The organism is Pseudoxanthomonas mexicana, from assembly GCF_046736355.1.
GTDB classification, from domain to species: Bacteria; Pseudomonadota; Gammaproteobacteria; order Xanthomonadales; family Xanthomonadaceae; genus Pseudoxanthomonas_A; species Pseudoxanthomonas_A mexicana_B.
Map to the genome: position 1 here is coordinate 1,602,520 of NZ_CP157201.1, position 21,058 is coordinate 1,623,577.

Consider the following 21,058-nt stretch of genomic DNA (forward strand, 5'->3'; position numbering starts at 1 on the left):
TGCAATCCCGCTCTTGACCGGCCTGGGCCGGAATGGCATCCCTGCCGCATTCTAGCGGTTGCCGGATCCGCGTCAACGACGCCGGCCGGGCCGGGGAGTGGCGCGTGATCCTGCTGTGGACGGCGCTGTTCTTCCTGTTCGCATCGCTGGCGTCCTGGTCGCTGTTGTTTCCAGTGGCACGCGAGCGGGCCGGCGCGTGGCTGGCCCGGCGCTGGCGACTGTTCGCCGGGCGCGCGGCGCAGGCGGGGCGGGGCGTGGCCGTGCGCGTGGAGGATTCGGGGCGGGCCGCGCGCGCAACCGGCGCGCACGCGTTCGACGGCCTGCTCCACCATCGCATGGTGCTGGCGATGGCGCTGGCGTTGCTGCTGTTGCCGCCGATCCTGATCCTGGGCCTGCGCCGCCACGTGGTGCTGGAGGGCTTCGGCAGCGAGGACCTGTCCGAATCCAGCAGCATGATCGCGCAGTTGCTGCGCGGCGAGCGCCTGGTGCCGCCTTCGCCGCCGCCGCCGGAGGTGTTCACCAATGCCGAGGTGCGCAGGATCAAGCCGGAGATCGTGTCCGCGGACCGGCGCTGGGAGCGGGTCGATCCCGAGCTCCAGCAGCGCGTGCTGGCCATCTTCGAGGTCATGAGCCGGCGATACGGCTACCGGATGGTGCTGGTCGAGGGCTACCGCAGCCCCGGGCGGCAGGCCGAGTTGATGCGCGGGGGACGCGCGACCCGCGCCGGCGCCTGGCAGAGCTGCCACCAGTACGGCCTGGCGGTGGACATCGCGCCGTTGCGCGATGGCCGCCTGCAATGGGACATGGGCGATGCCTGGACCCGCCGGGCCTATCACCTGTACGGCGAACTGGCGCAGCAGGCCGGGCTGGAATGGGGCGGCAACTGGCGCGGCCTGAAGGATTACGTCCACGTCGAGATGGCGGCCGAGTGCAGGCGCGCGCGCCAGGCCCGGCGGGAGCGGCAAGCGCGGGACGGGTGATAGTCGGGTCGAGTCCTGCTATCTTCTGGCCCGCCAACATCCTCCTGGTCGCCCCGTCGCAGCGGCGATCAGGCGGGGACACGCGCAGGAACGCGCATACGGACCTACAGGGAGAGTTTCGTGTCTCGGCCCATCATCGTGATCGGCGACAGCATCAGCCACGGCGGCAGCGTGGTCGGCGGATCGCCCGCCACCGACATCGAAGGCCGGCAGGTCGCGCGCCTCGGCGATCCGGTCGCCTGCCGCAAGTGCGGACCGACCCGCATCGCCAGCGGTGATCCGGGCGTCATCGTCGACGGGATGCCGGTGGCCCGCCACGGCGACAGGACCGCGTGCGGCGCGACGCTGATCGCCTCGCAGGCCACCACGACGATCGGTTGACCGTGATCGCTTTGGCGACTGCCGCCGCGGCGGATCCGAAGGGCAGGGCTTGAGCGTGCGGGCGGCCATGCGCGGCTTGCTGACGACGGCACTGGTGTCGGCTTCCGTCTGGGCCGGCGCGATCGCGTACTGGCGCAACAGCGGCATCCTGCCCGGCGGCATGCAGATGCTGGCGTGGCTGGGGGTGCTGCCGGTCAGCCTGTCCGCGGGCGGCTGGATGCTGCATTCGCTGGTCGTGCGCAGGCTGGCCGCGCGGGAACAGGCGATCGCGGAGGACGGCGTAGCTGCCGGCACGGCTTCGTTGCAGCCGCAGGACGAGGCGGTCCTGCCCGCGCCGCTGGAACTGCTGTCGGCCGCCGCGCGCCTGCCGGTCGGCGCGGACATCGCGGCGCTGTCGGCGACGCTGCCCACCTTGCCGCGTCCCGGCCTGCATCCGCGCTTCCGCGATCGCGACGACCTGCCGGTATTCGCCGCCTTCGTCCATGACCTGGACACCGGACCGGTGGCGCATGCGCTGGAAATCCCGGGCATGCACGGTGATGCCCTCGTGCCCGATGAAGAACACCTGCGCGCGCTCGCGCTGCTGGAGCCGGTGGCGGAGGAATTGCTGATGGCGGCCCTGGCCGCGCTGCCGCCGATGCAATCGCGGGAAGAGCGCGTGGTCGCCGGACTGCGCCGCATGGCCGAACCGGACATCGGCGGCGTGCTGCGCATCGAGGCGTTGTTGCCGGCGGCGTGGCCCCCCGCGCTGCGCGATGCGGCCGGCGAATGGCTGCGCCGCAGTGCGGTGGAACTGGGATTAGAACCGCGGCAGTTGCGACTGGAAACCGTGCCGGTGCGCGAGGCCATCGAAGTCTGGCGGCGCTTGCAACAGATCTGCGAAGCGTCCCCGACCGAACCGCGCGAATGGCGCCTGCTGCTGGCCTGCGAATCGTCGATGGGCGAGCGCAGCATCGCGCGGCTGGCCGCGGCCGGAACGCTGGCCAGCGGCCATCGTCCGGAGGGCGTGATTCCCGGCGAGGCGGCCTGTGGACTGCTGCTGCGTCGCGTGGATGCCGCGACGGCCGGCGCCGTGCCCGGCGCGGTTCCCGCCGTGGCCCTGCATCGCCCGTGGCGCGCGCCGGCCGGCGCCGGCCGCTCGTTGCGCGCGCGAACGCAAGCATGCGGCGAGTTGATCGCAAGCGTGCTGCGCCGCAGCGGCACCGCGCCGGAAGCGGTCACCCTGCTGGTGTGTGATGCCGACCACCGGCGCGATGCGTTGGCCGAAGCCGCTGCCGCGGCGCAGTCGGCCTGCCCCGAGCTGGATGCCTTCGAACACTGCCTGGCGCCGGGCCTGGTCACCGGCTGCACCGGCCACGTCGCGCCGCTGATCGCGCTGGCGCTGGCGTCCGGACAGGTCCGGCGCGCGCAGGCGCCGGCGCTGGCGCTCGGCCTTGCCGACGCGGACGAGCGCATCGCGGTGGCGCTGACGCCGGTGGCCGTCGATTCCCCTTCCGCACGGCACTCCGGCCCCGCGCCGGATGGCGCCGGCTAATCCCAACGTACATGGATCGTTCCCGATGTCGAGCAGGCTCTGGTATCTCCTCACCGACTACCGCGTGCTGATCGTGCTCGGTTTCCTGTCCGCGGCCGCGCTGGCGTATTTCGGCGCCGACGGGCTGGGCCGCGTCGGCATCTGGGCATTGGTTGCGCTGGCCATCGCACTGCCGATCGCGCTGCTGGCCTGGGCGGTGCGCAGGATGGCGGCGCGGCGCGCGGCCCGGCGCCTGGATGCGATGGTCGAGGGCGAGGCCAACCGCGCCGTGGCGGGCAGCCGGCAGGCCTCGCGCGCGGAAACCGAAGCGCTGCGCACGCGCATGCTGGAAGCGGTCAAGGCGATCAAGTCCTCGCGCCTCGGCATGCTCAAGGGCAAGGCGGCGCTGTACGAACTGCCCTGGTATGCGATCATCGGCAACCCCGCGGCCGGCAAGAGCTCGGCGATCCTCAACTCCGGGCTGAAATTCCCGTTCGAGGACACCCACGGCAACGTCATCCAGGGCATCGGCGGCACCCGCAACTGCGACTGGTACTTCACCACCGAAGGCATCGTGCTGGACACCGCCGGGCGCTACTCGGTCAGCGTCGAGGATCGGCTGGAGTGGCTGACCTTCCTCGACCTGCTGAAGAAGCACCGCCCGCGCGCGCCGCTCAACGGCATCATCATCGCCGCCAGCATCGCCGAGCTGTCGGGCAGCAGGCCCGAGTTCGCGATCGAACTGGCCAAGAACCTGCGCCAGCGCGTGCAGGAGATCACCGAGCGGCTGGAAGTGTTCGCGCCGGTGTACGTGGTGTTCACCAAGGCCGACCTGATCGCCGGCTTCACCGAGTTCTTCCAAGGCCTGGACCCGTCCGAGCGCGAGAGCGTATGGGGCGCCACGCTGCCCTACGATCCCCATGCCGAAACCGACGCGCTGGCCGCCTTCGACGCGCGCTTCGACGAACTGGCCGAGGGCCTGAAGGAAATGGGGCTGGCGCAGATGGCGATGCAGCGCGGCCGCCAGGTCGCGCCGGGGCTGCTGACCCTGCCGATGGAATTCATCGGGATCAAGCCGGCGCTGCGCACCTTCGTCGCCACGCTGTTCGAGGAGAACCCCTACCAGTTCAAGCCGGTGTTCCGCGGCTTCTACTTCACCAGCGCGCTGCAGGAAGGGCACCTGCTGCAGCATGCCTCCGAGCGCGTCGGCCGCCAGTTCGGCCTGCAGGCGGCCGGCGCCGGCGCGGCGCCGGAGGAACCGCGCGGGCAGACCGCGCACTTCCTGCGCGATCTGTTCCGCAAGGTGATCTTCGCCGACAGGCAACTGGTCCGGCAGTATTCCAGCCCGGGCCGGACCCGGCTGCGCTACGGCGTGTTCCTCGGCGCGGTGGCGGCGCTGGCGGTGATGCTGGGGCTGTGGACGTGGTCGTACACCACCAACCGCCAGCTGGTGGCCAACGCCGCCCGGGATCTGGAACAGGCGGTGCGCGTGCAGGAAGGCCGCGTCGATCTGAAGTCGCGGATCGACGCGCTGCTGCTGCTGCAGGACCGGCTGGAACAACTCGAACACTACCGCCGGCAGGGTGGCCTCACCACCGGCCTGGGCCTGTACCAGGGCGGGCGCATCGAGGACAAGCTGCTGCGGGAATACTTCGCCGGCATGCAGCAGGTGATGGTGCAGCCCGCCAGCGCACGGCTGGAGGCGTTCCTGGGCGAGGTCGTGGCGGGCCGCGACAGCCTGGGCGGCGAACCGGCGCAGGCGCAGCAGTCCGCGCAGGACGTGCTGTACCAGGAAGCCTCGCCGTCCAACGTCAACGACGCCTACAACGCGCTCAAGACCTACCTGATGCTGGGCGATCGCACGCGCGTGGAGCAGGCGCACCTGGGCCAGCAGCTGACCCTGTTCTGGCGCGGCTGGCTGGACGCCAACCGCGGCCAGATGAGTCGCGAGGAGATGGCGCGCGCGGCCGAGAAGCTGATGACCTTCTACGTGGCGCGTGCCGGCGAGCGGGACTGGCCGCAGATCCAGACCCGGATGACCCTGGTCGGCGACAGCCGCGAGGCGCTGCGGCAGGTGATGAAGGGGCAGCCGGCGATCGAGCGCGTGTTCGCCCAGATCAAGGCGCGCGCGGCGACCCGCTTCCCGACCATCACCGCCGCCTCGCTGGTGGGCGAGGAACGCAACCGCGGCGCCATCGTGGGCGGCTATGCGATCTCCGGCGCATTCTCGCGGCAGGCATGGGAGCAGTACGTCCGCTCGGCCATCGACGAGGCGGCCAACACCCAGCTCAGCACCACCGACTGGGTGCTGGAAACCACCGAGCAGCGCGACCTGTCGCAGGCCGGCAGTCCCGAGCACGTCGCCCGTGAACTGTCCACGCTCTACAAGCAGGAATACGCGCGCGAGTGGCGGAAGTTCGTGCAGGGCGTCGGCATGGCGCAGTTCCGCGACTTCGACGACGCGGTCGCGCGGATGAACAGCCTCGGCGACCCGCAGAACTCGCCGCTGCGCGCGCTGCTGGCCGCGATCAACGAACAGACCGTCTGGGACAACCCCGGCGCGGCCAGCGAATTGTCGCGCCAGGGCGAAAAGGGTTTCGTGGCCTGGTTCCAGCGCGTGGTCCTGCGCCGCGATGCGGGCGCGGCGCAGATCGATCCGGCGACCGGCCGCCCGCGGCCGGCGCCGGTGGGGCCGATCGGCAAGGCCTTCGAGGGCTTTGCCCGGCTGATGGTGGCGCGCGACGACAACCCGCCGCTGATCGACCACTATTTCCAGACCCTGGGCAAGCTGCGCACCCGCCTCAACGGCATCAAGGCCCAGGGCGAGCCGGGGCCGGGCGCGCGCGCGTTGATGCAGGCCACGCTGGGCAACGAGGGTTCCGAACTCAACGCCGCCCTGGCGCAGGTGGACGAGCAGATGATGACCGGCCTGGACGAGGCCCAGCGCGATGCGATCCGTCCGCTGCTGCTGCGGCCGCTGACCCAGACCTTCGCCGCGCTGGTGGCGCCGGCCGAAGCCGAGGTCAATCGGGCCTGGACCGCGCAGGTGCACGAACCCTTCCGCCGCGGCATCGGCCAGCGTTATCCGTTCAGGCTCGATGCCGACGTCGATGCGGCGGCCGGCGACGTCGCGGCGATCTTCGGCGCCTCCGGCGCGATCGCCGCGTTCAACAAGGAAGCCCTGGGGACGCTGGTGATCCAGCGCGGCAACCTGCTGGAGCCGCGGCGCTGGGCGGGCCTGGGCATCACGCTGTCGCCCGAGTTGATCAGCGGCTACGGCGATTGGGTCAGCGGCCCGGGCGCGGGCGGTTCCGATGCGACGATCTTCCAGATCCGCCCGGCGCCGGCCACCGGCGCGGTCGAGTACACCCTGGAGATCGACGGCCAGGTCCTGCGCTACCGCAACACCCCGCCGGAATGGGAAACCTTCCAGTGGCCCAATCCCGGCACCGTGCCCGGCGCCAGGATTTCCGCGGTCGCCAGCGATGGCCGCGGCGTCGAGATCTTCAACGCCCCCGGCAGCAACGGCTTCGCGCGCCTGATGCAGGCCGCCGCGATCGAGGGCGGCGCCGACAAGAGCCTGGTGACCTGGCAGGAGGGAGGCGTCAGCCTGACGGTGGAGATGCGCACCGTGCGCCGCGCCGGCGCGGGCGGCGGCGGCGGCGACTGGCAGCGCGGCCTGCAATTGCCGGCGGTGGTGGCCGGCGCGCCGCAGGCCGCGGCGACCACGCAGGGAGAAGCGCAATGACGCAGGTGTCGGCCCTCATCAACTATTTCGGCAAGCTGCCTGCGCGCGGCGATTTCGTCCGCGACGCCGACGACCACCCGTTGATGGCCCAGCTCGACCGCTGGGCCGGCGGCGGCCTGGAACTGCTGAGCCGCAATCCCGACTGGAAGCGGCTGTACGACACCGCCCCCGGCATGCATTACGCCTTCATGGGCTCGCGCAGCCGGTGGGTGATCGGTGGCCATCACCTGCGCAGCCATGACGCCTCGCAGCGCCGCTTCCCGTTCCTGTCGGCGACCCGGTTCGAGGTGGCCGAGCCGCTGCGTTTCATCGCCCGCAGCCCGCTGGCGCTGTCGCGGGCCTGGACCGGCATGGCCCGGCATGCGCGACAGGCGGTGGCGGCGGAGGACGCCGCCGCGCCGCTGCGCGAACTGTCCGGGACGCGCCACCGGCTCGATACCGATCCGGCCGCCTACGACGCGCCGTTCGCCGATTTCCTCGAACTGCAGACCTTGAGTTCGATGCAGCGCATCCTGCTGGAATCTGGGCATATGCGCATCCAGCTTCGGCAGATGCTGCCGGCGCTGGGCCTGCTGCTGCAGCCCCTGCTGTCCGGCGGCGGCGTCAGCATAGACAAGGCGCTGGAGCTGCCGCTGCCGCGCGATTCCCTGTACCGGCCGCTGGTCGCCGCATTCTGGCTCGACGCGGTGGCCGCGTTCATCGGTCGTGGCGATTTCGAACTGGCGGTGCTGATCCGCGATGACGACGCGCCGCAACTGCTGCTCGGCTTCGGCGGCGCCGACCCGCAGATCCTGCGCGCCGCGTTCGATCCGCAGGCGGCGGACGAATACCAGATCCGGCTGCGCGATTCGGAATGGGTGGAGGAATACCTGCCCGGCGACTACGCGCTCAACAAGCTGGCCAGCTACATCGATCGCGAGGATCTCTCGCTCAGGTCGGCGCGGGCGATCTTCGGCGAAACCTTCCTGGGAGCATGAGCATGCATCGTTCGGCCATCATGTTGCTGTGGCTGCTGTCCGGCGCCGCGCCGGCGCAATCCCCCATGCCGGCGCAGCCGCAGGCGCCGGTGATCGCCGAGGGCATCGTCCCCGACCAGGCCACCAAGTCGGCAATCCTGGCGCGCCTGCAAGAGTTGTACGGCGCGGGGCGGATCGTGGATCGCATCCAGGTGGAGTCGATTCCCGCGCCGCCGAACTGGGGCAAGTACGTGTCCAACATGCTGTCTCCCGGCCTGCGCAGGGTCAGCGCGGGCAAGCTGGAAGTCGACGGGCAGAGCGTCAGGGTCAGCGGGCAGGTGGCCAACGAGGCGCAGCGCCAGCAGGTGGCCAGCGAACTCAGCGTGGCCAGCAACAGCAGCTACACCATCACCAACAGCTTGCGCGCCGGCGGCAGCGAGCAGGACTTGCTGGACCAGACCCTGGCCGGCCGCATCATCGAATTCGAGAGCGGCAGCGCGCGGCTGACCTCGCTGGGCATGAGCATCCTCGACGAGATGGCGGGGAAGATGCGCGAACTGGGCGACGTGCGCGTCCAGATCGTCGGCCATACCGACAATGTCGGCCAGCGCCAGAACAACCTCGCGCTCAGCCACGCCCGCGCCGAAACGGTGCGGGCCTACCTGGCGCAGCGGGGCGTGGCCGCGGGCGGATTGAGCGTGCTGGGCAAGGGGCCGGATGAGCCGGTGGCCGACAACGCCGCCGCCGACGGCCGTGCGCGCAACCGGCGCATCGAGTTCCGGGTGCTGTGAACGGACGGGCCGGATATTCCTTCAGGCCTGTCGCCCGGGCAAGGCGCCCGCCAGGCCCCGCTTACTGACCGTTCTGATCCATGTCCAGCAGTTCCTCCACCTGGCTGAGCGTGGCATCGTCCTTGATGACCCGCCGCAGCCACACGTGCAGCGGCATCTCGCCCCAGCGTGCGGCCTTTTCCGCCAGGTAGGCGACCGGGCTGTGCGGTTCGGTGCGACGGAAGAACTCGGCGACCTGGCGCAGTTGCGCCAACGCCTCCTTGCGCGTGCCGATGGGACCGCCGGAGCCGCGTGGAGGCACGGGTGGCTCACTGGCCGGAACGCCCGCGGGCAGGCCTTCGCCGGGCACGTCGCCATCCGGCAACAGCCCCGCATCGCGCGCGAACCGCTGCACGGTGCGGTGGACGTCGTCCAGTGCATCGCGCACCGTGCCGAAGCCGGGGCCGTCCATGCCCAGGCGCGCATCGACCACGGCCTGCAGTTCACGCAGGGCCGCGGCGCAATCGGGCAGCGCTTCCAGCAGTTGCCGGTAGAAGTCGTGCGGCGTATCGCGGCGCGCGGCTTCCAGCGTTTCCAGTCCCGGCTGATCGTGGTCGCCGCGGGCTGCTTCGTTGCGGCCGCGAGCATGGGCGGCGTCGAAATCGGCCAGCGAGAAGCGCCCCTGCGGCCCCTGCACGATGGGCGTGCGGCGCAGCCACTGCAGCGCATTGGCCAGCAGCCAGCCCAGGTTGCCGATGCGCTCCTCATGGTCGCCGTCGATCGCCAGCGGATGCAACTCGTCCCAGTAGCGATCGCACAGCCCGGCCACCACCCGCAAGCCGTGGGCCAGGCCGGTGAAGCCGTGCAGTTGCACGCCGGCTTCGGTCAGCCATCCGCCCAGGCGCAGATCCTTGGTGCGCGCCTGCAACAGTTGCGTGCAACTGCGCCAGACCGCGTTCCAGTCGGCAGTCTTGATGTCGGTGACCCATTCGCCCTGGTCCAGGGTGGGGTCGTCGGCGCGCCGGGCTTCCTGGATTGCGTCGAATTCGAGCGAGAAGGACAGGTCCTCGCCGGCGGGGGCGTGTTGCGAAATCGGGGCCAGCAGGTCTTCCATTTCCAGCATGGCGTACTCGCGTGAAGAGTCGGGAAGGGCATCGATTCTACAGAACCGCGCACACGCTGCCCGTGCGCGGGTCTTTGTCAAGCCGCCCCTATACCGGACGCCGCGCGAGTCTGATAGTTTTGCCCCACAGGGAAAGATGGCGGGTCCTGCATGCCGGGACCCGGGAGCAGGGATGCTTATGGACAAGGACATGCAGTCCGCGCCGCTGCTGGCGCGCCTGTCGCAGATGGAGGCTTCCAGCCGCCTGCACCGCCTGGAACTGGACGGTGCGCCGGTGCTGCTGGTCGAGCGCTGGCAGGGTTGGGAACGGCTGTCGGAAGGGTTTTGCTGGCACGTGGACGTGCTGTCGGCGGATGCATCGCTGCCGGTGTCGTCCTGGCTGGGCCGGACGGCAAGGCTGCTGACCCGCTGCGCCGACGGCGCGGACGCGATGCGCAGCGGCCTGGTGAGCGAGGCGGCGTGCGTGGGCGCGGACGGCGGCCTGGCGCGCTACCGGCTGACGCTGTCGCCGTGGACGTGGCTGCTGGAGCAGGGCCGGCACAGCCGGGTCTGGCAGGAACGCGGCGTGCTGGACATCGTCGCATCGGTGTTCGCCGATTACGCGCCGCTGGCGTCGTGGAAGCAGGGCGGGGAAGTGGCGTCGTTCATGGCGCAGGCGCGGGCGCGCAGCTATTGCGTGCAGTACCGCGAGAGCGACCGGGATTTCGTGAGCCGGCTGCTGGCCGAGGAAGGCCTGGGCTGGCGGCTGGAAGAGGATGCGGCGTCGGCGTCGGGCCATGTGCTGGTGCTGTTTGCCGACAGCGCGGCGCAGGCCGAGGACGCCTCTTCGGCGCGCGAGGGCGGCGTGCGCTTCCACCGCAGCGACGCGGCCGAGTCGACCGATGCGATACAGGCGCTCGGGCGCCACCAGCGCCTGGGTCCGGCGCGGCTGACGCTGCTGAGCCACGACTACAAGAGCACGCATGCGCGGGCCGTGCAGTTGCCGCTGGCCACCGGCGGCGTGGGCGAGGCCTTTGATGTGGTGGGCAGCCATGCCTTCGCCAGCGTGGCCGAGGGCGAGCGCCATGCGAACCTGCTGGCGCAGGCCGGGGAGGCGCGACGCCTGCAATGGCAGGGGCTGGGCACGGTGCGCACGCTGCGCGCCGGGACGTGGCTGCGGCTTACCCAGGCGGGCGAGGCCATCGAAGTGCTGCTGACCGAGGTGGAGCAGGCTGGCGTGAACAACCTGCCCTCGGACTTGCGGCAGGCGCTGGAGCAGGCCCTGGGACCGGCGATGCCGCCGCAGCCGCTGGAACCGTGGGTGGCCGCGCGCGCCGAGGTGGTGGGCTATGCGCAGCGGTTCCGGGGCGTGGACCGTGCCCTGCCGTGGCGCCCGGTGCTGTCGGATGGGACCGGCCTGCGGCTGAACCCGCGCCCCACCGCGCCGGGCCGGCAGACCGCCGTGGTGGTGGGAGCGGGCGAAGACCCGGCGCAGGAACTGCATTGCGACGCGCTGGGCCGGGTGAAGGTGAGGTTCCACTGGCAGCGGGGCGGGCGCGCGGACGAGGGTGACAGCTGCTGGCTGCGGGTGGCCCAGCGTTATGCCGGCCCGGGCGTGGGCAGCCAGTTCCTGCCGCGCATCGGCCAGGAGGTGGTGGTGGTGTTCCTGGACGGGGACATTGACCGTCCGGTGGTGCTGGGGGCGGTATACAACGGCCGCGGCGAAGCCGGCGTGCCGGCCACGCCGGGCGGCCGGGCGGGCGAGAGCGAGCGTGACCTCTACGCCCAGGCGCGGGATGCGCGTCCCAGCGCGCAGGGCAACCTGGCCGGCGGACATGCGCCGCCGTGGCACGGCATGGGCGCGGGCGAACCGGCGCACCGCAATGCGACGGCGCTGTGGGGCGTGCAGTCGAAGGAGTGGGGCGGCAGCGGCTACAGCCGGCTGCTGTTCGACGACAGCGACGGCCAGTTGCGCGTGCAACTGGCCACCACGCAAGGCGCAAGCCAGTTGAACCAGGGCCACCTGATACACCAGGCCGACAACTACCGCGGCAGTTTCCGCGGCGAAGGTTTCGAGTTGCGCAGCGACGCCTGGGGCGCGGTGCGGGCCACTTCGGGCCTGTGGCTGAGCGCCTACGGGCATGGCCCCGGCACGCCGGCCGGCGAGGCGGTGCCGCAGGGCGCGCTGCTGGCGCAACTGCGGAGGCTGGGCCAGACGTTCTCGCAGGCGGCGGCCACCCACCTGACGGTGAAGCTGGCCTCGCACGAGGGCGCGAGGTGGGCGGGCGCTTCGCAACGGGGGGAAGACAAGGCCCCGCTGGAAGCATTGCGGGCCAGCGCCCGGACGACGGTGACCGGCACCGAATACGGGCAAGCCCGCGGCGAAGCGCAGGCGCGCGACCCGGCCGCCGGCCCGGACCGGGTGCCGCACACGGGGGATGCCCTGCTGGGCCTGGCCGCCCCGGCCGGCATCGGCGTGGTGGCGGGGCAATGCCTGGACTGGCAGGCCGGCCAGACGCTGACGCTGGCCAGCGGCCGGCACAGCGACGTGGCCATCGCCGGCGACCTGCGCCTGCATGCGGGCCAGGCCATCGGCGTGCTGTCGGCGGCGCTGGCCGGGCAGGAACGGGGAACCCGCCTGAGCCTGGTGACGGGCGAGGGCGAACTGGACGTGCAGGCGCAGCAGGACCAGGTCAGGCTGCAATCGAAGGAAACCCTCAAGGTGGTCAGCGCCAACGCGGAGGTCGAACTGGCAGCGGGCAGGCGCATCCACCTGGCCACGGCCGGCGGCGCCAGCGTGACCCTCGAAGGCGGCAACATCACCTTCGCCTGCCCGGGGGAAATCAAGGTGCTGGCGAGCAAGAAGTCGTTCGTCGGGCCGGCGCAGATGAGGTATCCGTTGCCGCTCTTTCCCAAGAGTGTTTGCGAAGACTGTCTGAAACGTGCAGCAACGGCCGCCCAGGCATTCGTTGCCAGATAGGAGAGGCCGGAATGCCAAGCGCAGTGGATGCCATCGAGACGTTTGCCGAAGAGATCGCGAGTTGCTGTGATGAAGCAGCCGGTCGGCAACTGTTTGCCATTATCGATCTGGCGCGCTTGGACAATCCCGTGGATCATCTCAACCGGTTCAAGCGGATTGCAGGCGCATCCAACCTGTTCATGGGGCAGCCCGAGGCATCGGCGGAAATCCTGGCCCCATGGCTGCTACCCCTTGCCTGCGCACAACCGTGCCAGGAATTGCGGGAGTTCCTGCGCCTGGAAAATCAGGTGGGCGGCGTGGCTTCTTGGGTGATGACCGATTTACCGGCGCCTGAACTTGCCAGCCGGTTGTCGCACCGCATGACCGCAAGTACTCAGGGAAAAACCGCATTGTTCCGGTTTTATGATCCAAGACTGCTCGGTGTCATTGCCCAGAACGCATCGGAGGCTTGGAAGGAACGCTTCTTCTCGCTCGGCAGCGGGGGCTGGTTGTGGGTGGAGGAAACAGGATGTCTGATGCGGATGGAGTTGAACGCCGGCGACGGCGAGATGGTCTCGCCTGTCCCGGTGGAGGATAACCTCGCGCAGGCGCTGCAATACAAGAGCGAGCAGGTGCAGATTTTGGGGCTACTGTCCCGCAATTGGCCGGAGGCATGGAGCCATTGGCCGCATCATCGACGGCGTGCTTATGTCAACGCCTTGATTGACGAGTCGCTGCAGGGCGGGGAGGGTGACTTCTCGCGGAAAGCCCGTTATTGCCGCCTCAAGCTTGCGCGCAAGTCGATGCCGAAAAATGCGTCATGGCGCGTCTCCGTCGGTGACGTCGCATGAAATATTGCACACAGGCCAATCGGCAGCCGTACATCCAGGATTGGCCCGAATGCACGGAAGAGCAGAAACGCACGTTTGCCGAATGAGAACCCATGCGGGGCATCCGATGACAAAGAAGTACCCACACCGTTGGCTGCTGCTGGCGTTCTTGCCGCTTGCGGGCTGCGCGCAAGACCCTGAGCCGGGGCTGGGCATCCACAGCTATAACTATACGGACCGTGCCATCACCAGTTTCAGCGTGGATGGCACGTGGGGAGGGGACGTGCGTGTAAGTACGCCAACGGCGGGGGGAGGGGGGGCAACCTGCTGCATGCGCGTGCCGCTGGTTGGCTTGTTGCCGAAGACCTACAACGTGCGTTGGATTGCACAGGCGTGCCGTGAGCGAGTGTGGGGAGATGGACAATGGATCATCAACTATCGCTCGGGTTGGCGGGAAAAACAGGTGCAATATGCGGGGCCGCTACCCGCCAACCCCCTGTATTTTGAGGTGCACTTTTATCCGAACGACGATATCCGTATCGAGATCACCGATGACTACACGCCGCCGCGCTTGATATTACCCGTGGATGAGCGGGGCCGACGACCGGGCATCCCGGACTGGCCGGAATGCACGGAAGAACAAAAGCGCACGTTTGCCAAATGAGAATCATGCAGGACATGCCATGAAGAAGAAATACCCAGGGTGCTGGCTATGGCTGACGTTGACGTTCTTGCCGCTTGCGGGCTGCGCGCAAGACCCTGAGCCGGGGCTGGGCATCCACAGCTATAACTACATGGATAGAACCATCAGTAGTTTCAGCGTGGATGGAAACTGGGGCGGGAATGTTTTCACAAGCACGCCGACATCAGGAGGAGGAAAAGCAATTTGCTGCATGCGCATGCCGTTTGCCAGCGAGTTGCCGAAGACCTACACCGTGCGTTGGATTGCGCAGATGTGCCGTGAGCAGGTTTATGGCGGTGGAGAGTGGTTTACCAACTATCGCTCGGATTGGCGGGAGAAACAGGTGCAATATGCGGGCCCGCTACCCGCCAATCCTCTGTATTTTGAGGTGCACTTTTATTCAAACGATGACATTCGCATCGAGATTACCGATGACTACACGCCGCCGCGCTTGATATTGCCCGTGGATGAGCGGGATCAACGACCGGGCATTCCGGACTGGCCCGAATGCACGGAAGAACAGAAACGCACGTTTGCCAAATAAGGGAGGGGTGGCATGTCCATGACAGGTTCCGGTGATCAGAACAGCCCCGCATATGCGCCTCCCGCCAGCGTCCTGGCGTTAGCGGCACTGGCGGACGCACGCGGCGCCCCGGTTGTGGCCGTGCCTTCTCCTGCCCGTCCGGGCAAAGCCAAAGCCTTGCCACCCTGTGTCACCGGCACATGCAGTATTCCCCTGTGGATCAGCGTGTTCTTTGATGGCACCGGCAACAACCGCGATGCGGACGAGCCGGTGCATCGCGATACCAATGTCGCCCGGTTGTTTAGGTCGCAAGGGCGTGATAATTCTGCAGAGGCAAAATTTGCCATTTATGTTCCCGGTATCGGCACCTATTTTCGTGAAATCGACGATCCGGGCAGTACGGACACCGGGATGGCGTTTGCCAGACACGGGAGCGCCCGGCTGGATTGGGCACTGAAAGAAGTGGATCTGCGGGTGGCGCGCTATCCGGTGGATCGGCTGAAGGAAATCAATATCGCCTTGTTCGGATTTTCCCGCGGCGCGGCGCTGGCGCGCGCCTTTGCCTTGCGTCTGGCCAGGCAACGCATCAGCACCGGCAATGCGTCGGCCGAGTGGCATTGGGCCAAGACCAAAATACCGTTCCGGCTGCGGTTCATGGGATTGTTCGATACCGTCGCCTCCGTGGGATTTCCTGCCAGTGCGGATTCGGGATTGTCGGCTCTTATTGCCAAAGGCTGGAAACAGTTGGAGCGCGCCCTGGACGAGCGCAGCACGCGCACCCTCCAGGTAAGAGAGGCCCCGTCCCAGGACTCCATTGTCAGCGTACGGGGGTTGGCGTTTGGCGCGCCTGGGGCCGACCCAACGCCTGACAATCCCGATGGGCATTCCGACTGGGCCAGCGACCTGCATGTGCCAAGGCTGGTGGAGTATTGCCTGCATCTGGTCGCCGCGCACGAGCAGCGCAACTCGTTTCCACTGGATTCCGTGCGTAGTGGAGATGCCTACCCCGGTAATTGCCAGGAAATGGTGTTGCCCGGCGTGCACTCGGATTTGGGGGGCGGCTATACGTTGGGCTATCAGGGGCGCATCAAGTCGCGCAACGAAGCTCTGAGCAATATCGCTTTGCGCATCATGCACAAGGCGGCGCTGGACAAGGAGGTGCCGTTGCAAGAGATCGGGAAGTTTCTGGACACGGGGCTTGAGCAAGGTTTCTCCATCTCGCCCGACATGCTGTCCCACTGGAACCACTACATGTCGGCGGTGGGCAATGGCGCGCGCCCGCTGGGGCAGGTGTTCCTGGCGCACATGCGGCTGTACTTCGCGTGGCGTTTCCAACGCATCCATGCCCAGGAAATGCCCGATGCGGCGGGCATCCGCCAACAGGAGCAGATTGACGCCGAGGAGCAGGCGCGCATGCGACGTGAGTTGGAACGCCTGAAGAAAGAAACAGACTTGGCGAAGTCGTCATGGTCGATGGCGAATCAGAACTATCATGAAACCAGTAGAAAAAGATGGGAACAGGCTGCCACACAGCAGGATGTGGACAAGGCAGGGGTGCGGGCGGATGAGGCCAAAAGAAAGTGGAAGGAGGCCGAAGATCGCCAAAACGCCCATCAGGCGAAATTGGCCGGCATCCCCGAGCCCAGCTTGGACAAGATGGGCGTCTATGACCGCCAATTGGTGAAGGACGCCAAGTTGCTGAGGGAGGCCGTTGCATCGCGCCAATATCAGGGAAAACCCCTGCGCCCACACTATGCGGCATTGCTGGCGGCCTATGAGGCCGAGTTCGTCCGTGGCGCCGGGTTGCGGGATAAAACGCTCATCGATTTCTTTGACCGCTACGTGCATGACTCGCTGGCGGGCTTCGCCAAGGATGCCACGCTGCCCTCTGACCCACGGGCAATCTACATGGGTGAGGACAAGGAGATTCGTTATGCAAATGATCTCCTGCGCAAACAGGACACCTGGATGGCGAAGGCGCCTTCGTCTGTTTCGGTGCTGGGCTGACGTTTTGGCGAATCCAATGTTGAACCAGTCGACAAGGCAATTGCTTGAATTTGTGGCAGGGTTGCGCCACCGAGTCGGCCGACGTGATACAGGCGCTGGGCCATTATGAACGTCCGGGTTCGGTGCGCCTGACGCTGCTGGGCCATGACTACCGGCAGATGAGCGCGCTGGCGTCGTAGCCGAACTGGCAGCGGGCAAGGCGCATCCACCTGGCCACGGCCGGCGGCGCCAGCGTGACCCTGGAGGGCGGCAACATCACCTTCGCCTGCCCGGGGGAAATCAAGGTGCTGGCGAGCAAGAAGTCGTTCGTCGGACCGGCGCAGATGAGGTATCCGTTGCCTGTCTTCCCGCAAAGCGTCTGCAAGGAATGCCTGTTGATCGCGGCGCAACGTGCAGCCCCATTTATCCCGAAGGGTTGAAGAATGTCCATCGCCGCGTTCATTCCACTCCACGATTGGAAATCTCCGTCCAATGGAGAACAGCGATTCCTGTTGCTGGATGGTGCTCAGTGCAAATCCGTAGAGGACATCCTCAAGCGTATTCCTGATGCCGGGACTGCGATTCATCTTTTCGATGGGGTGCTGGCCGATGGCAGCGCCGATGCCTCGGTGTATCTGTTGCGATTGTCGGAAAACATGGATTTGGCCGCTTTCCTGCGATGCGCTGCGCCCGCTCTCCTGAGCTGGGGAGGGGTTGGCCTGATTGATTCATCCTTGCCACCAGGCGAGCTATCGCAGCGGCTGATGCGTCGTCTTGGCGCCAAGTTTGCCAATGGAAAGGAGTTCCTCCAGCGGTTCTTCGATGGACGTGTCTTTCCCATGTTCATCGATGTATTGACGCCAGAACAGCGCGAAGCCTTCCTCGCGGTAGGAAGCCGCTGGTGGTTCGTTGGTCCTGATCTTTCATGGCAATCGCTGGAACTGACGGATCCAGCCTCCGACCCGTACAGCGGTCCGCAGCAGTTCAGCGATGCGCAGCGCCGGCGGATTGTGGACGATACTTACCCTTACACGTTGATGGATCATTTCTCGTTCACGGACAAGGAGCTGCTGGACCGGATTCCTCCTCGCGATCGGTACAGGTTCTTCAGGCACTGCATGCGCATCGCCGAACAATTCGGCATCCGTGACGGAAAAAGGATTGTCATGATCTGCACATGGGCGCTCTTGCTGGGAGATAAATTTCATCAGGATCCCGCTTGGGTCGCGCGCCTTGAGGATTTCGCGGCTGGCCGGCGGACTGCACGCGAAATTGGGAATGAAGCCTGGCCCGTGGAGGAGACATGGGAATGAATGCTGGCATCAGGCGTCATCGACGCGCGGTGCAATGGCATCGCCTTGTGGCTTGCGTAATGGGCGGATGCTAGGTCGATGAAATGCCGAATCAGGAGGCGCAGATGAACAACATAAAGCTGGTGTTGTTGGCGGGTTTCGTCCTGCTTGTGCTGGCGGTCTTGTTGGCGGGTTGTGCGAGTGTGACCGCAAAAACCAAGGGCGATGGCAAGTCGCGGAGTCTGTCACTGTTTGCTTTCAATTACACCGATCGTTACTTGATGAATATCACGGTGGATGGAATGTGGATGGGGGGGCTGATGCCTATGTCAATGGTGGAAGTGCAATAGGGCCGCGACCTCCGCGCGATCGAAGCAAACAGCATGCGATTGAGATCAAGTGGGAGTTATCGGATCGATACGATTTGAAGGCCAACAGATATGTCGCTTTAGGTCCTCTGGAGTCGCGTAGCGCCACCGTGCCAATCAAGTTCCCATATCCGGATGATCCAGGTGACCTAATTCTGCATTTCTACCCGGATGGGCATGTCGATGCAGAAATGATAGAGCGTAAGGACAACAAGTTCGATTTCAGGCGCATCCCGATACCGGAAGGACACAAGTACTATGGGACAAGACGTTAAAGACCCCACGGAGATCACGGGGCAGGTGGATCTGCTGCCGGGAACGCCCGATCCGCTGGTGAATGCTGATCCGACGGCGCGCATCGCGCGTTTGGCGCGTGGCGCCCGGCCACTCGGCGATGCGGAGCGTCAGCAGCGGCAGGTGGCTATGTCATGCAGCGTGCTGGATCCTGACGAGGCCGGGGCAGGCTGTACCCAGGTTCTTCATCTGGCCGTCTTCTTCGATGGAACGGGCAACAATCGGGATGAGGAAATGGCCAAGCCGGTTGAGCGGCGAGCCTTGTCCAATATTGCGAAGTTGCGTTTTGCTCATGTTGCTGAAGCAAATAATATCACCAATCTATATCTGGCTGGCGTTGGCACGCCGTGTCCAGAAGTGGGCGACAAGGGAGGAACCGCGGGCCTTGCCTTCGGTAAGGGAGGGGGTGAGCGCGTAGACTACGCTTTTGAGAAGCTTGACGAACTGATCGATAAGCAGACGGCCAAGAAAATTCTCATCATCAATGTATCGGTCTTCGGCTTTTCACGTGGCGCAGCGCAGGCTCGTGCCTTCGTGCGTGACTTGGCTGCTCGTTGCAAGGCCCAGCCAGATGGGACATGGCATTACCGCGACATTCCCTTGCGGGTAGCCTTCGTGGGCATCTTCGATACAGTCTGCTCGGTCTGGAGCGGTTTCGTAACCGCCCTGTTCAATGCCAGGGATGGTCATGGCGAGTGGGCGCATGACGTGAAACTGCCACCCATCGTGGAGCAATGCGTGCACATGACCGCCGCCCATGAGTTGCGCCCGCAGTTTCCGCTGGACTCCACCCGTGACGATGCCCGGTATCCATCCAATACGGTCGAGATTTGGTATCCCGGCGTGCATTCGGACGTAGGGGGCGGATACGACCCGGCGCATCAAGGGCGCAAGAACAGCATCTCCCGGTTCTCGTTGAACGAGATGTACGACATGGCCAGGATGGCTGGAGTCTTGCTTCGCCCCGTCCCGGATCTTGCCAGTCATGTCCAAGACGAGTTCAACAAGGAGGACGAAGAACTACGCAGTGCCTACAATGGATATCTGCAAGCCGTGCGCCTCAAGCAAGGCCGGTCGGAGATGGTGCAGGCTGCGCATATGGAGTTGCTGCATCGCTGGTTGAAGGTGCGAATCGAACGAGGCGAGAACCTCGCTTCAGTGCAGCAGTTGCGGGAGAGAGAGGCGGCTTTGAATGCAGAGTTGCTTACGCTGTATCGGAAGAAGCGCAGGTTGAAGGATCCCTACAATGACCGCGGCGCCCTCCTCAGTACTCAGGAAATGGCGGAGTGGAAAATCACCGGGGATGCCATCCGGGAAAGACGCAGTGAATTATCGGAGGTCAAGAGTCAACGAAAGGGGCTGATTCGCGAGGCGGATGTTCTGGGCCGGAGGATGGCAGCGCTCCATCGCAAGCGCGATAGTGGTCGTGAACTGACCATGAGTGAACTCACCATGTTGCAGGCATGGGGGAACACCGCTCCTCTGCCGAAGAATGTCGAGCTTTTCTTTGATGGCTACGGCCATGACTCCACATCGCATTGGTTTGCGGGTAATTTGAGCAAATGGCGAACCATTTACTTTGGCGATACGAAATACAAGCCAGAGAGCATATCTGACAATGAGTGGAAGCCAGTCGATTCGGAGTTGTTGGCTGCTGAATGAACCTGGGGCGTGATGTCTCGTGGATTTTCACGTTCTGTCATGCATGCATGCCCAAACAACGTGACGCGTCCACTTGCCGGGTTCTGTGGATGATCGATTGCCAGGAGCACGATCCATGAAGGCGAAGCCTTGCGCCGCCTCACGATGGGATGCGACTCAGCGCGCTGCCCTTGTGCATGGCGACATGGTCGGTCTTGTCGCTCTTGATCTCGTACTGGGGGTCGTCTTCGCTGCAATGGCGGATATGGCCCTTGTAGGTTACATCGCGGGTATGCACTTTCATGATGTGTCCGCTGACATGGCCGGCTTCCGAATTCCAGCGCACGTGGTCGCCGACCTTGAATTTCCTGTTCATGCCTGGCTCTCCGATGGGGTGGGTCGAGCCTCGGGGGAGGTGTGGGTGGGAGAGGGATAGATCACTTCGGTGCCGATCAGGCGGGCGCCGCGGGTCAGGGTGGCGGTTTCGACCTGGCCGGCGCCGAGGATGTGGCGGACGGCCACGCCCCGCGCCAGCAGGTGGTCGGCGATGATGCGCCTGTGGCAACGCCACCACACGGCTTCCGAACACATGAGCGCGCAGCGCCGGGTCGCGGCGCGATCCATCAGATCCTCCAGCCCTTGCCGGAAGGCCGCGCTGCGCGCGTACGCCGCATATCGGGCGAAGCTGGCGTTGGTCCAGAAATCCTCGGGAGGCGCGCCGTCGAGTTCGGCTTTCGTGCGGCGCCCGCACAGCGCCGGCAGGTACCCGTAGTCGATTCCATGCGCATTGAGCACCCGGGCCAGCGCATCCGCGTCGTACTGTGGAAAGCGGCGCGAGCCGGGCAGGCGGCGCACATCCACGATGCATTCGATGCCCGATTCCGACAGCAGGCCCATGAACTCGTCGAGCGGCCGCGACGAATGGCCGATGGTGAATACGGTGGTCGGTGAGCGGACCATGCACCGATGATAGGACCGCTCCCGGATTCAGTCGTGAAGGCGGTGTCGTCCACCCGTCAACCGGAGCGCTGCG

The 21,058-nt window shown here is 66.3% G+C and carries 19 protein-coding genes; 16 read left to right on the top strand and 3 right to left on the bottom strand.

Annotated elements, in window-relative coordinates; all coding sequences use genetic code 11:
• Window positions 1-32 precede the first annotated feature (32 nt).
• The 6 genes from AAG688_RS07375 to AAG688_RS07400 all read left to right on the top strand — a co-directional run bounded on the left by AAG688_RS07375 (window position 33) and on the right by AAG688_RS07400 (window position 8,369).
• Window positions 33-980, top strand: a complete 948-nt coding sequence (locus tag AAG688_RS07375) for a M15 family metallopeptidase (protein WP_411834686.1) — start codon at window positions 33-35, stop codon at window positions 978-980.
• 120 nt (window positions 981-1,100) lie between these two features.
• The gene (locus tag AAG688_RS07380; protein WP_411834687.1) at window positions 1,101-1,361 is read left to right on the top strand and encodes a PAAR domain-containing protein; all 261 of its coding nucleotides are present in this window, start codon (window positions 1,101-1,103) and stop codon (window positions 1,359-1,361) included.
• A gap of 67 nt (window positions 1,362-1,428) precedes the next feature.
• Entirely contained in the window at window positions 1,429-2,895 is a 1,467-nt protein-coding gene (locus tag AAG688_RS07385) for a hypothetical protein (protein WP_411834688.1), read from the top strand.
• Between the two features lie 25 nt (window positions 2,896-2,920).
• Window positions 2,921-6,622, top strand: coding sequence for a type VI secretion system membrane subunit TssM (gene tssM / locus AAG688_RS07390; protein WP_411834689.1), 3,702 nt, complete (start codon window positions 2,921-2,923; stop codon window positions 6,620-6,622).
• Window positions 6,619-7,599: a type VI secretion system-associated protein TagF gene (gene tagF / locus AAG688_RS07395; RefSeq protein WP_411834690.1), complete on the top strand. Its 981-nt coding sequence runs from the start codon at window positions 6,619-6,621 to the stop codon at window positions 7,597-7,599. Before tssM ends, tagF begins: the two co-directional genes overlap by 4 nt.
• A gap of 2 nt (window positions 7,600-7,601) precedes the next feature.
• Window positions 7,602-8,369 (top strand): OmpA family protein, encoded by a 768-nt coding sequence (locus tag AAG688_RS07400; protein ID WP_411834691.1) that lies wholly within the window; start codon window positions 7,602-7,604, stop codon window positions 8,367-8,369.
• A 61-nt stretch (window positions 8,370-8,430) separates the two neighbouring features.
• Here AAG688_RS07400 and tssA read toward each other — a convergent pair whose 3' ends face one another.
• Window positions 8,431-9,471, bottom strand: a complete 1,041-nt coding sequence (tssA, locus tag AAG688_RS07405) for a type VI secretion system protein TssA (protein ID WP_411834692.1) — start codon at window positions 9,469-9,471, stop codon at window positions 8,431-8,433.
• A gap of 178 nt (window positions 9,472-9,649) precedes the next feature.
• Between tssA and AAG688_RS07410 the strand changes: the two genes are divergently transcribed.
• The 10 genes from AAG688_RS07410 to AAG688_RS07455 all read left to right on the top strand — a co-directional run bounded on the left by AAG688_RS07410 (window position 9,650) and on the right by AAG688_RS07455 (window position 20,046).
• Entirely contained in the window at window positions 9,650-12,430 is a 2,781-nt protein-coding gene (locus AAG688_RS07410; protein ID WP_411834959.1) for a type VI secretion system Vgr family protein, read from the top strand.
• A gap of 11 nt (window positions 12,431-12,441) precedes the next feature.
• A complete protein-coding gene (locus AAG688_RS07415) occupies window positions 12,442-13,260 on the top strand; it encodes a DUF4123 domain-containing protein (RefSeq protein WP_411834693.1) in 819 nt (272 codons plus the stop codon).
• Window positions 13,261-13,366: 106 nt separating this feature from the next.
• The gene (locus AAG688_RS07420; protein WP_411834694.1) at window positions 13,367-13,903 is read left to right on the top strand and encodes a DUF3304 domain-containing protein; all 537 of its coding nucleotides are present in this window, start codon (window positions 13,367-13,369) and stop codon (window positions 13,901-13,903) included.
• A 19-nt stretch (window positions 13,904-13,922) separates the two neighbouring features.
• The gene (locus tag AAG688_RS07425) at window positions 13,923-14,465 is read left to right on the top strand and encodes a DUF3304 domain-containing protein (protein WP_411834695.1); all 543 of its coding nucleotides are present in this window, start codon (window positions 13,923-13,925) and stop codon (window positions 14,463-14,465) included.
• 12 nt (window positions 14,466-14,477) lie between these two features.
• Window positions 14,478-16,451: a phospholipase effector Tle1 domain-containing protein gene (locus tag AAG688_RS07430; RefSeq protein WP_411834696.1), complete on the top strand. Its 1,974-nt coding sequence runs from the start codon at window positions 14,478-14,480 to the stop codon at window positions 16,449-16,451.
• 44 nt (window positions 16,452-16,495) lie between these two features.
• The gene (locus AAG688_RS07435) at window positions 16,496-16,630 is read left to right on the top strand and encodes a hypothetical protein (RefSeq protein ID WP_411834697.1); all 135 of its coding nucleotides are present in this window, start codon (window positions 16,496-16,498) and stop codon (window positions 16,628-16,630) included.
• Window positions 16,631-16,684: 54 nt separating this feature from the next.
• Window positions 16,685-16,870, top strand: coding sequence for a hypothetical protein (locus tag AAG688_RS07440; RefSeq protein WP_411834698.1), 186 nt, complete (start codon window positions 16,685-16,687; stop codon window positions 16,868-16,870).
• 3 nt (window positions 16,871-16,873) lie between these two features.
• Window positions 16,874-17,743 (top strand): DUF4123 domain-containing protein, encoded by an 870-nt coding sequence (locus AAG688_RS07445; RefSeq protein WP_411834699.1) that lies wholly within the window; start codon window positions 16,874-16,876, stop codon window positions 17,741-17,743.
• 104 nt (window positions 17,744-17,847) lie between these two features.
• Window positions 17,848-18,072 carry a hypothetical protein gene (locus AAG688_RS07450; protein ID WP_411834700.1) on the top strand — a complete coding sequence of 75 codons (225 nt, stop codon included), beginning with the start codon at window positions 17,848-17,850 and terminating at the stop codon, window positions 18,070-18,072.
• Between the two features lie 318 nt (window positions 18,073-18,390).
• On the top strand, window positions 18,391-20,046 hold the full coding sequence (locus AAG688_RS07455) for a phospholipase effector Tle1 domain-containing protein (RefSeq protein ID WP_411834701.1): 1,656 nt from the start codon (window positions 18,391-18,393) through the stop codon (window positions 20,044-20,046).
• Window positions 20,047-20,185: 139 nt separating this feature from the next.
• On the opposite strand, the gene AAG688_RS07460 is transcribed toward AAG688_RS07455, so the two are convergent.
• A complete protein-coding gene (locus AAG688_RS07460) occupies window positions 20,186-20,401 on the bottom strand; it encodes a DUF2945 domain-containing protein (RefSeq protein ID WP_411834702.1) in 216 nt (71 codons plus the stop codon).
• A complete protein-coding gene (locus AAG688_RS07465) occupies window positions 20,398-20,985 on the bottom strand; it encodes a DUF488 family protein (protein WP_411834703.1) in 588 nt (195 codons plus the stop codon). The genes AAG688_RS07460 and AAG688_RS07465 overlap by 4 nt, the downstream gene beginning before the upstream one ends.
• Window positions 20,986-21,058 lie beyond the last annotated feature (73 nt).

What these genes read in the sequence shown, in the direction of transcription:
- AAG688_RS07375 (WP_411834686.1), top strand. Translation starts at nt 33, where the DNA reads ATGGCATCCCTGCCGCATTCTAGCGGTTGCCGGATCCGCGTCAACGAC.
- AAG688_RS07385 (WP_411834688.1), top strand. Translation starts at nt 1,429, where the DNA reads ATGCGCGGCTTGCTGACGACGGCACTGGTGTCGGCTTCCGTCTGGGCC.
- tssM (WP_411834689.1), top strand. Translation starts at nt 2,921, where the DNA reads ATGTCGAGCAGGCTCTGGTATCTCCTCACCGACTACCGCGTGCTGATC.
- tagF (WP_411834690.1), top strand. Translation starts at nt 6,619, where the DNA reads ATGACGCAGGTGTCGGCCCTCATCAACTATTTCGGCAAGCTGCCTGCG.
- AAG688_RS07400 (WP_411834691.1), top strand. Translation starts at nt 7,602, where the DNA reads ATGCATCGTTCGGCCATCATGTTGCTGTGGCTGCTGTCCGGCGCCGCG.
- tssA (WP_411834692.1), bottom strand. Translation starts at nt 9,471, where the DNA reads ATGCTGGAAATGGAAGACCTGCTGGCCCCGATTTCGCAACACGCCCCC.
- AAG688_RS07410 (WP_411834959.1), top strand. Translation starts at nt 9,650, where the DNA reads ATGGACAAGGACATGCAGTCCGCGCCGCTGCTGGCGCGCCTGTCGCAG.
- AAG688_RS07415 (WP_411834693.1), top strand. Translation starts at nt 12,442, where the DNA reads ATGCCAAGCGCAGTGGATGCCATCGAGACGTTTGCCGAAGAGATCGCG.
- AAG688_RS07420 (WP_411834694.1), top strand. Translation starts at nt 13,367, where the DNA reads ATGACAAAGAAGTACCCACACCGTTGGCTGCTGCTGGCGTTCTTGCCG.
- AAG688_RS07425 (WP_411834695.1), top strand. Translation starts at nt 13,923, where the DNA reads ATGAAGAAGAAATACCCAGGGTGCTGGCTATGGCTGACGTTGACGTTC.
- AAG688_RS07430 (WP_411834696.1), top strand. Translation starts at nt 14,478, where the DNA reads ATGTCCATGACAGGTTCCGGTGATCAGAACAGCCCCGCATATGCGCCT.
- AAG688_RS07445 (WP_411834699.1), top strand. Translation starts at nt 16,874, where the DNA reads ATGTCCATCGCCGCGTTCATTCCACTCCACGATTGGAAATCTCCGTCC.
- AAG688_RS07450 (WP_411834700.1), top strand. Translation starts at nt 17,848, where the DNA reads ATGAACAACATAAAGCTGGTGTTGTTGGCGGGTTTCGTCCTGCTTGTG.
- AAG688_RS07460 (WP_411834702.1), bottom strand. Translation starts at nt 20,401, where the DNA reads ATGAACAGGAAATTCAAGGTCGGCGACCACGTGCGCTGGAATTCGGAA.
- AAG688_RS07465 (WP_411834703.1), bottom strand. Translation starts at nt 20,985, where the DNA reads ATGGTCCGCTCACCGACCACCGTATTCACCATCGGCCATTCGTCGCGG.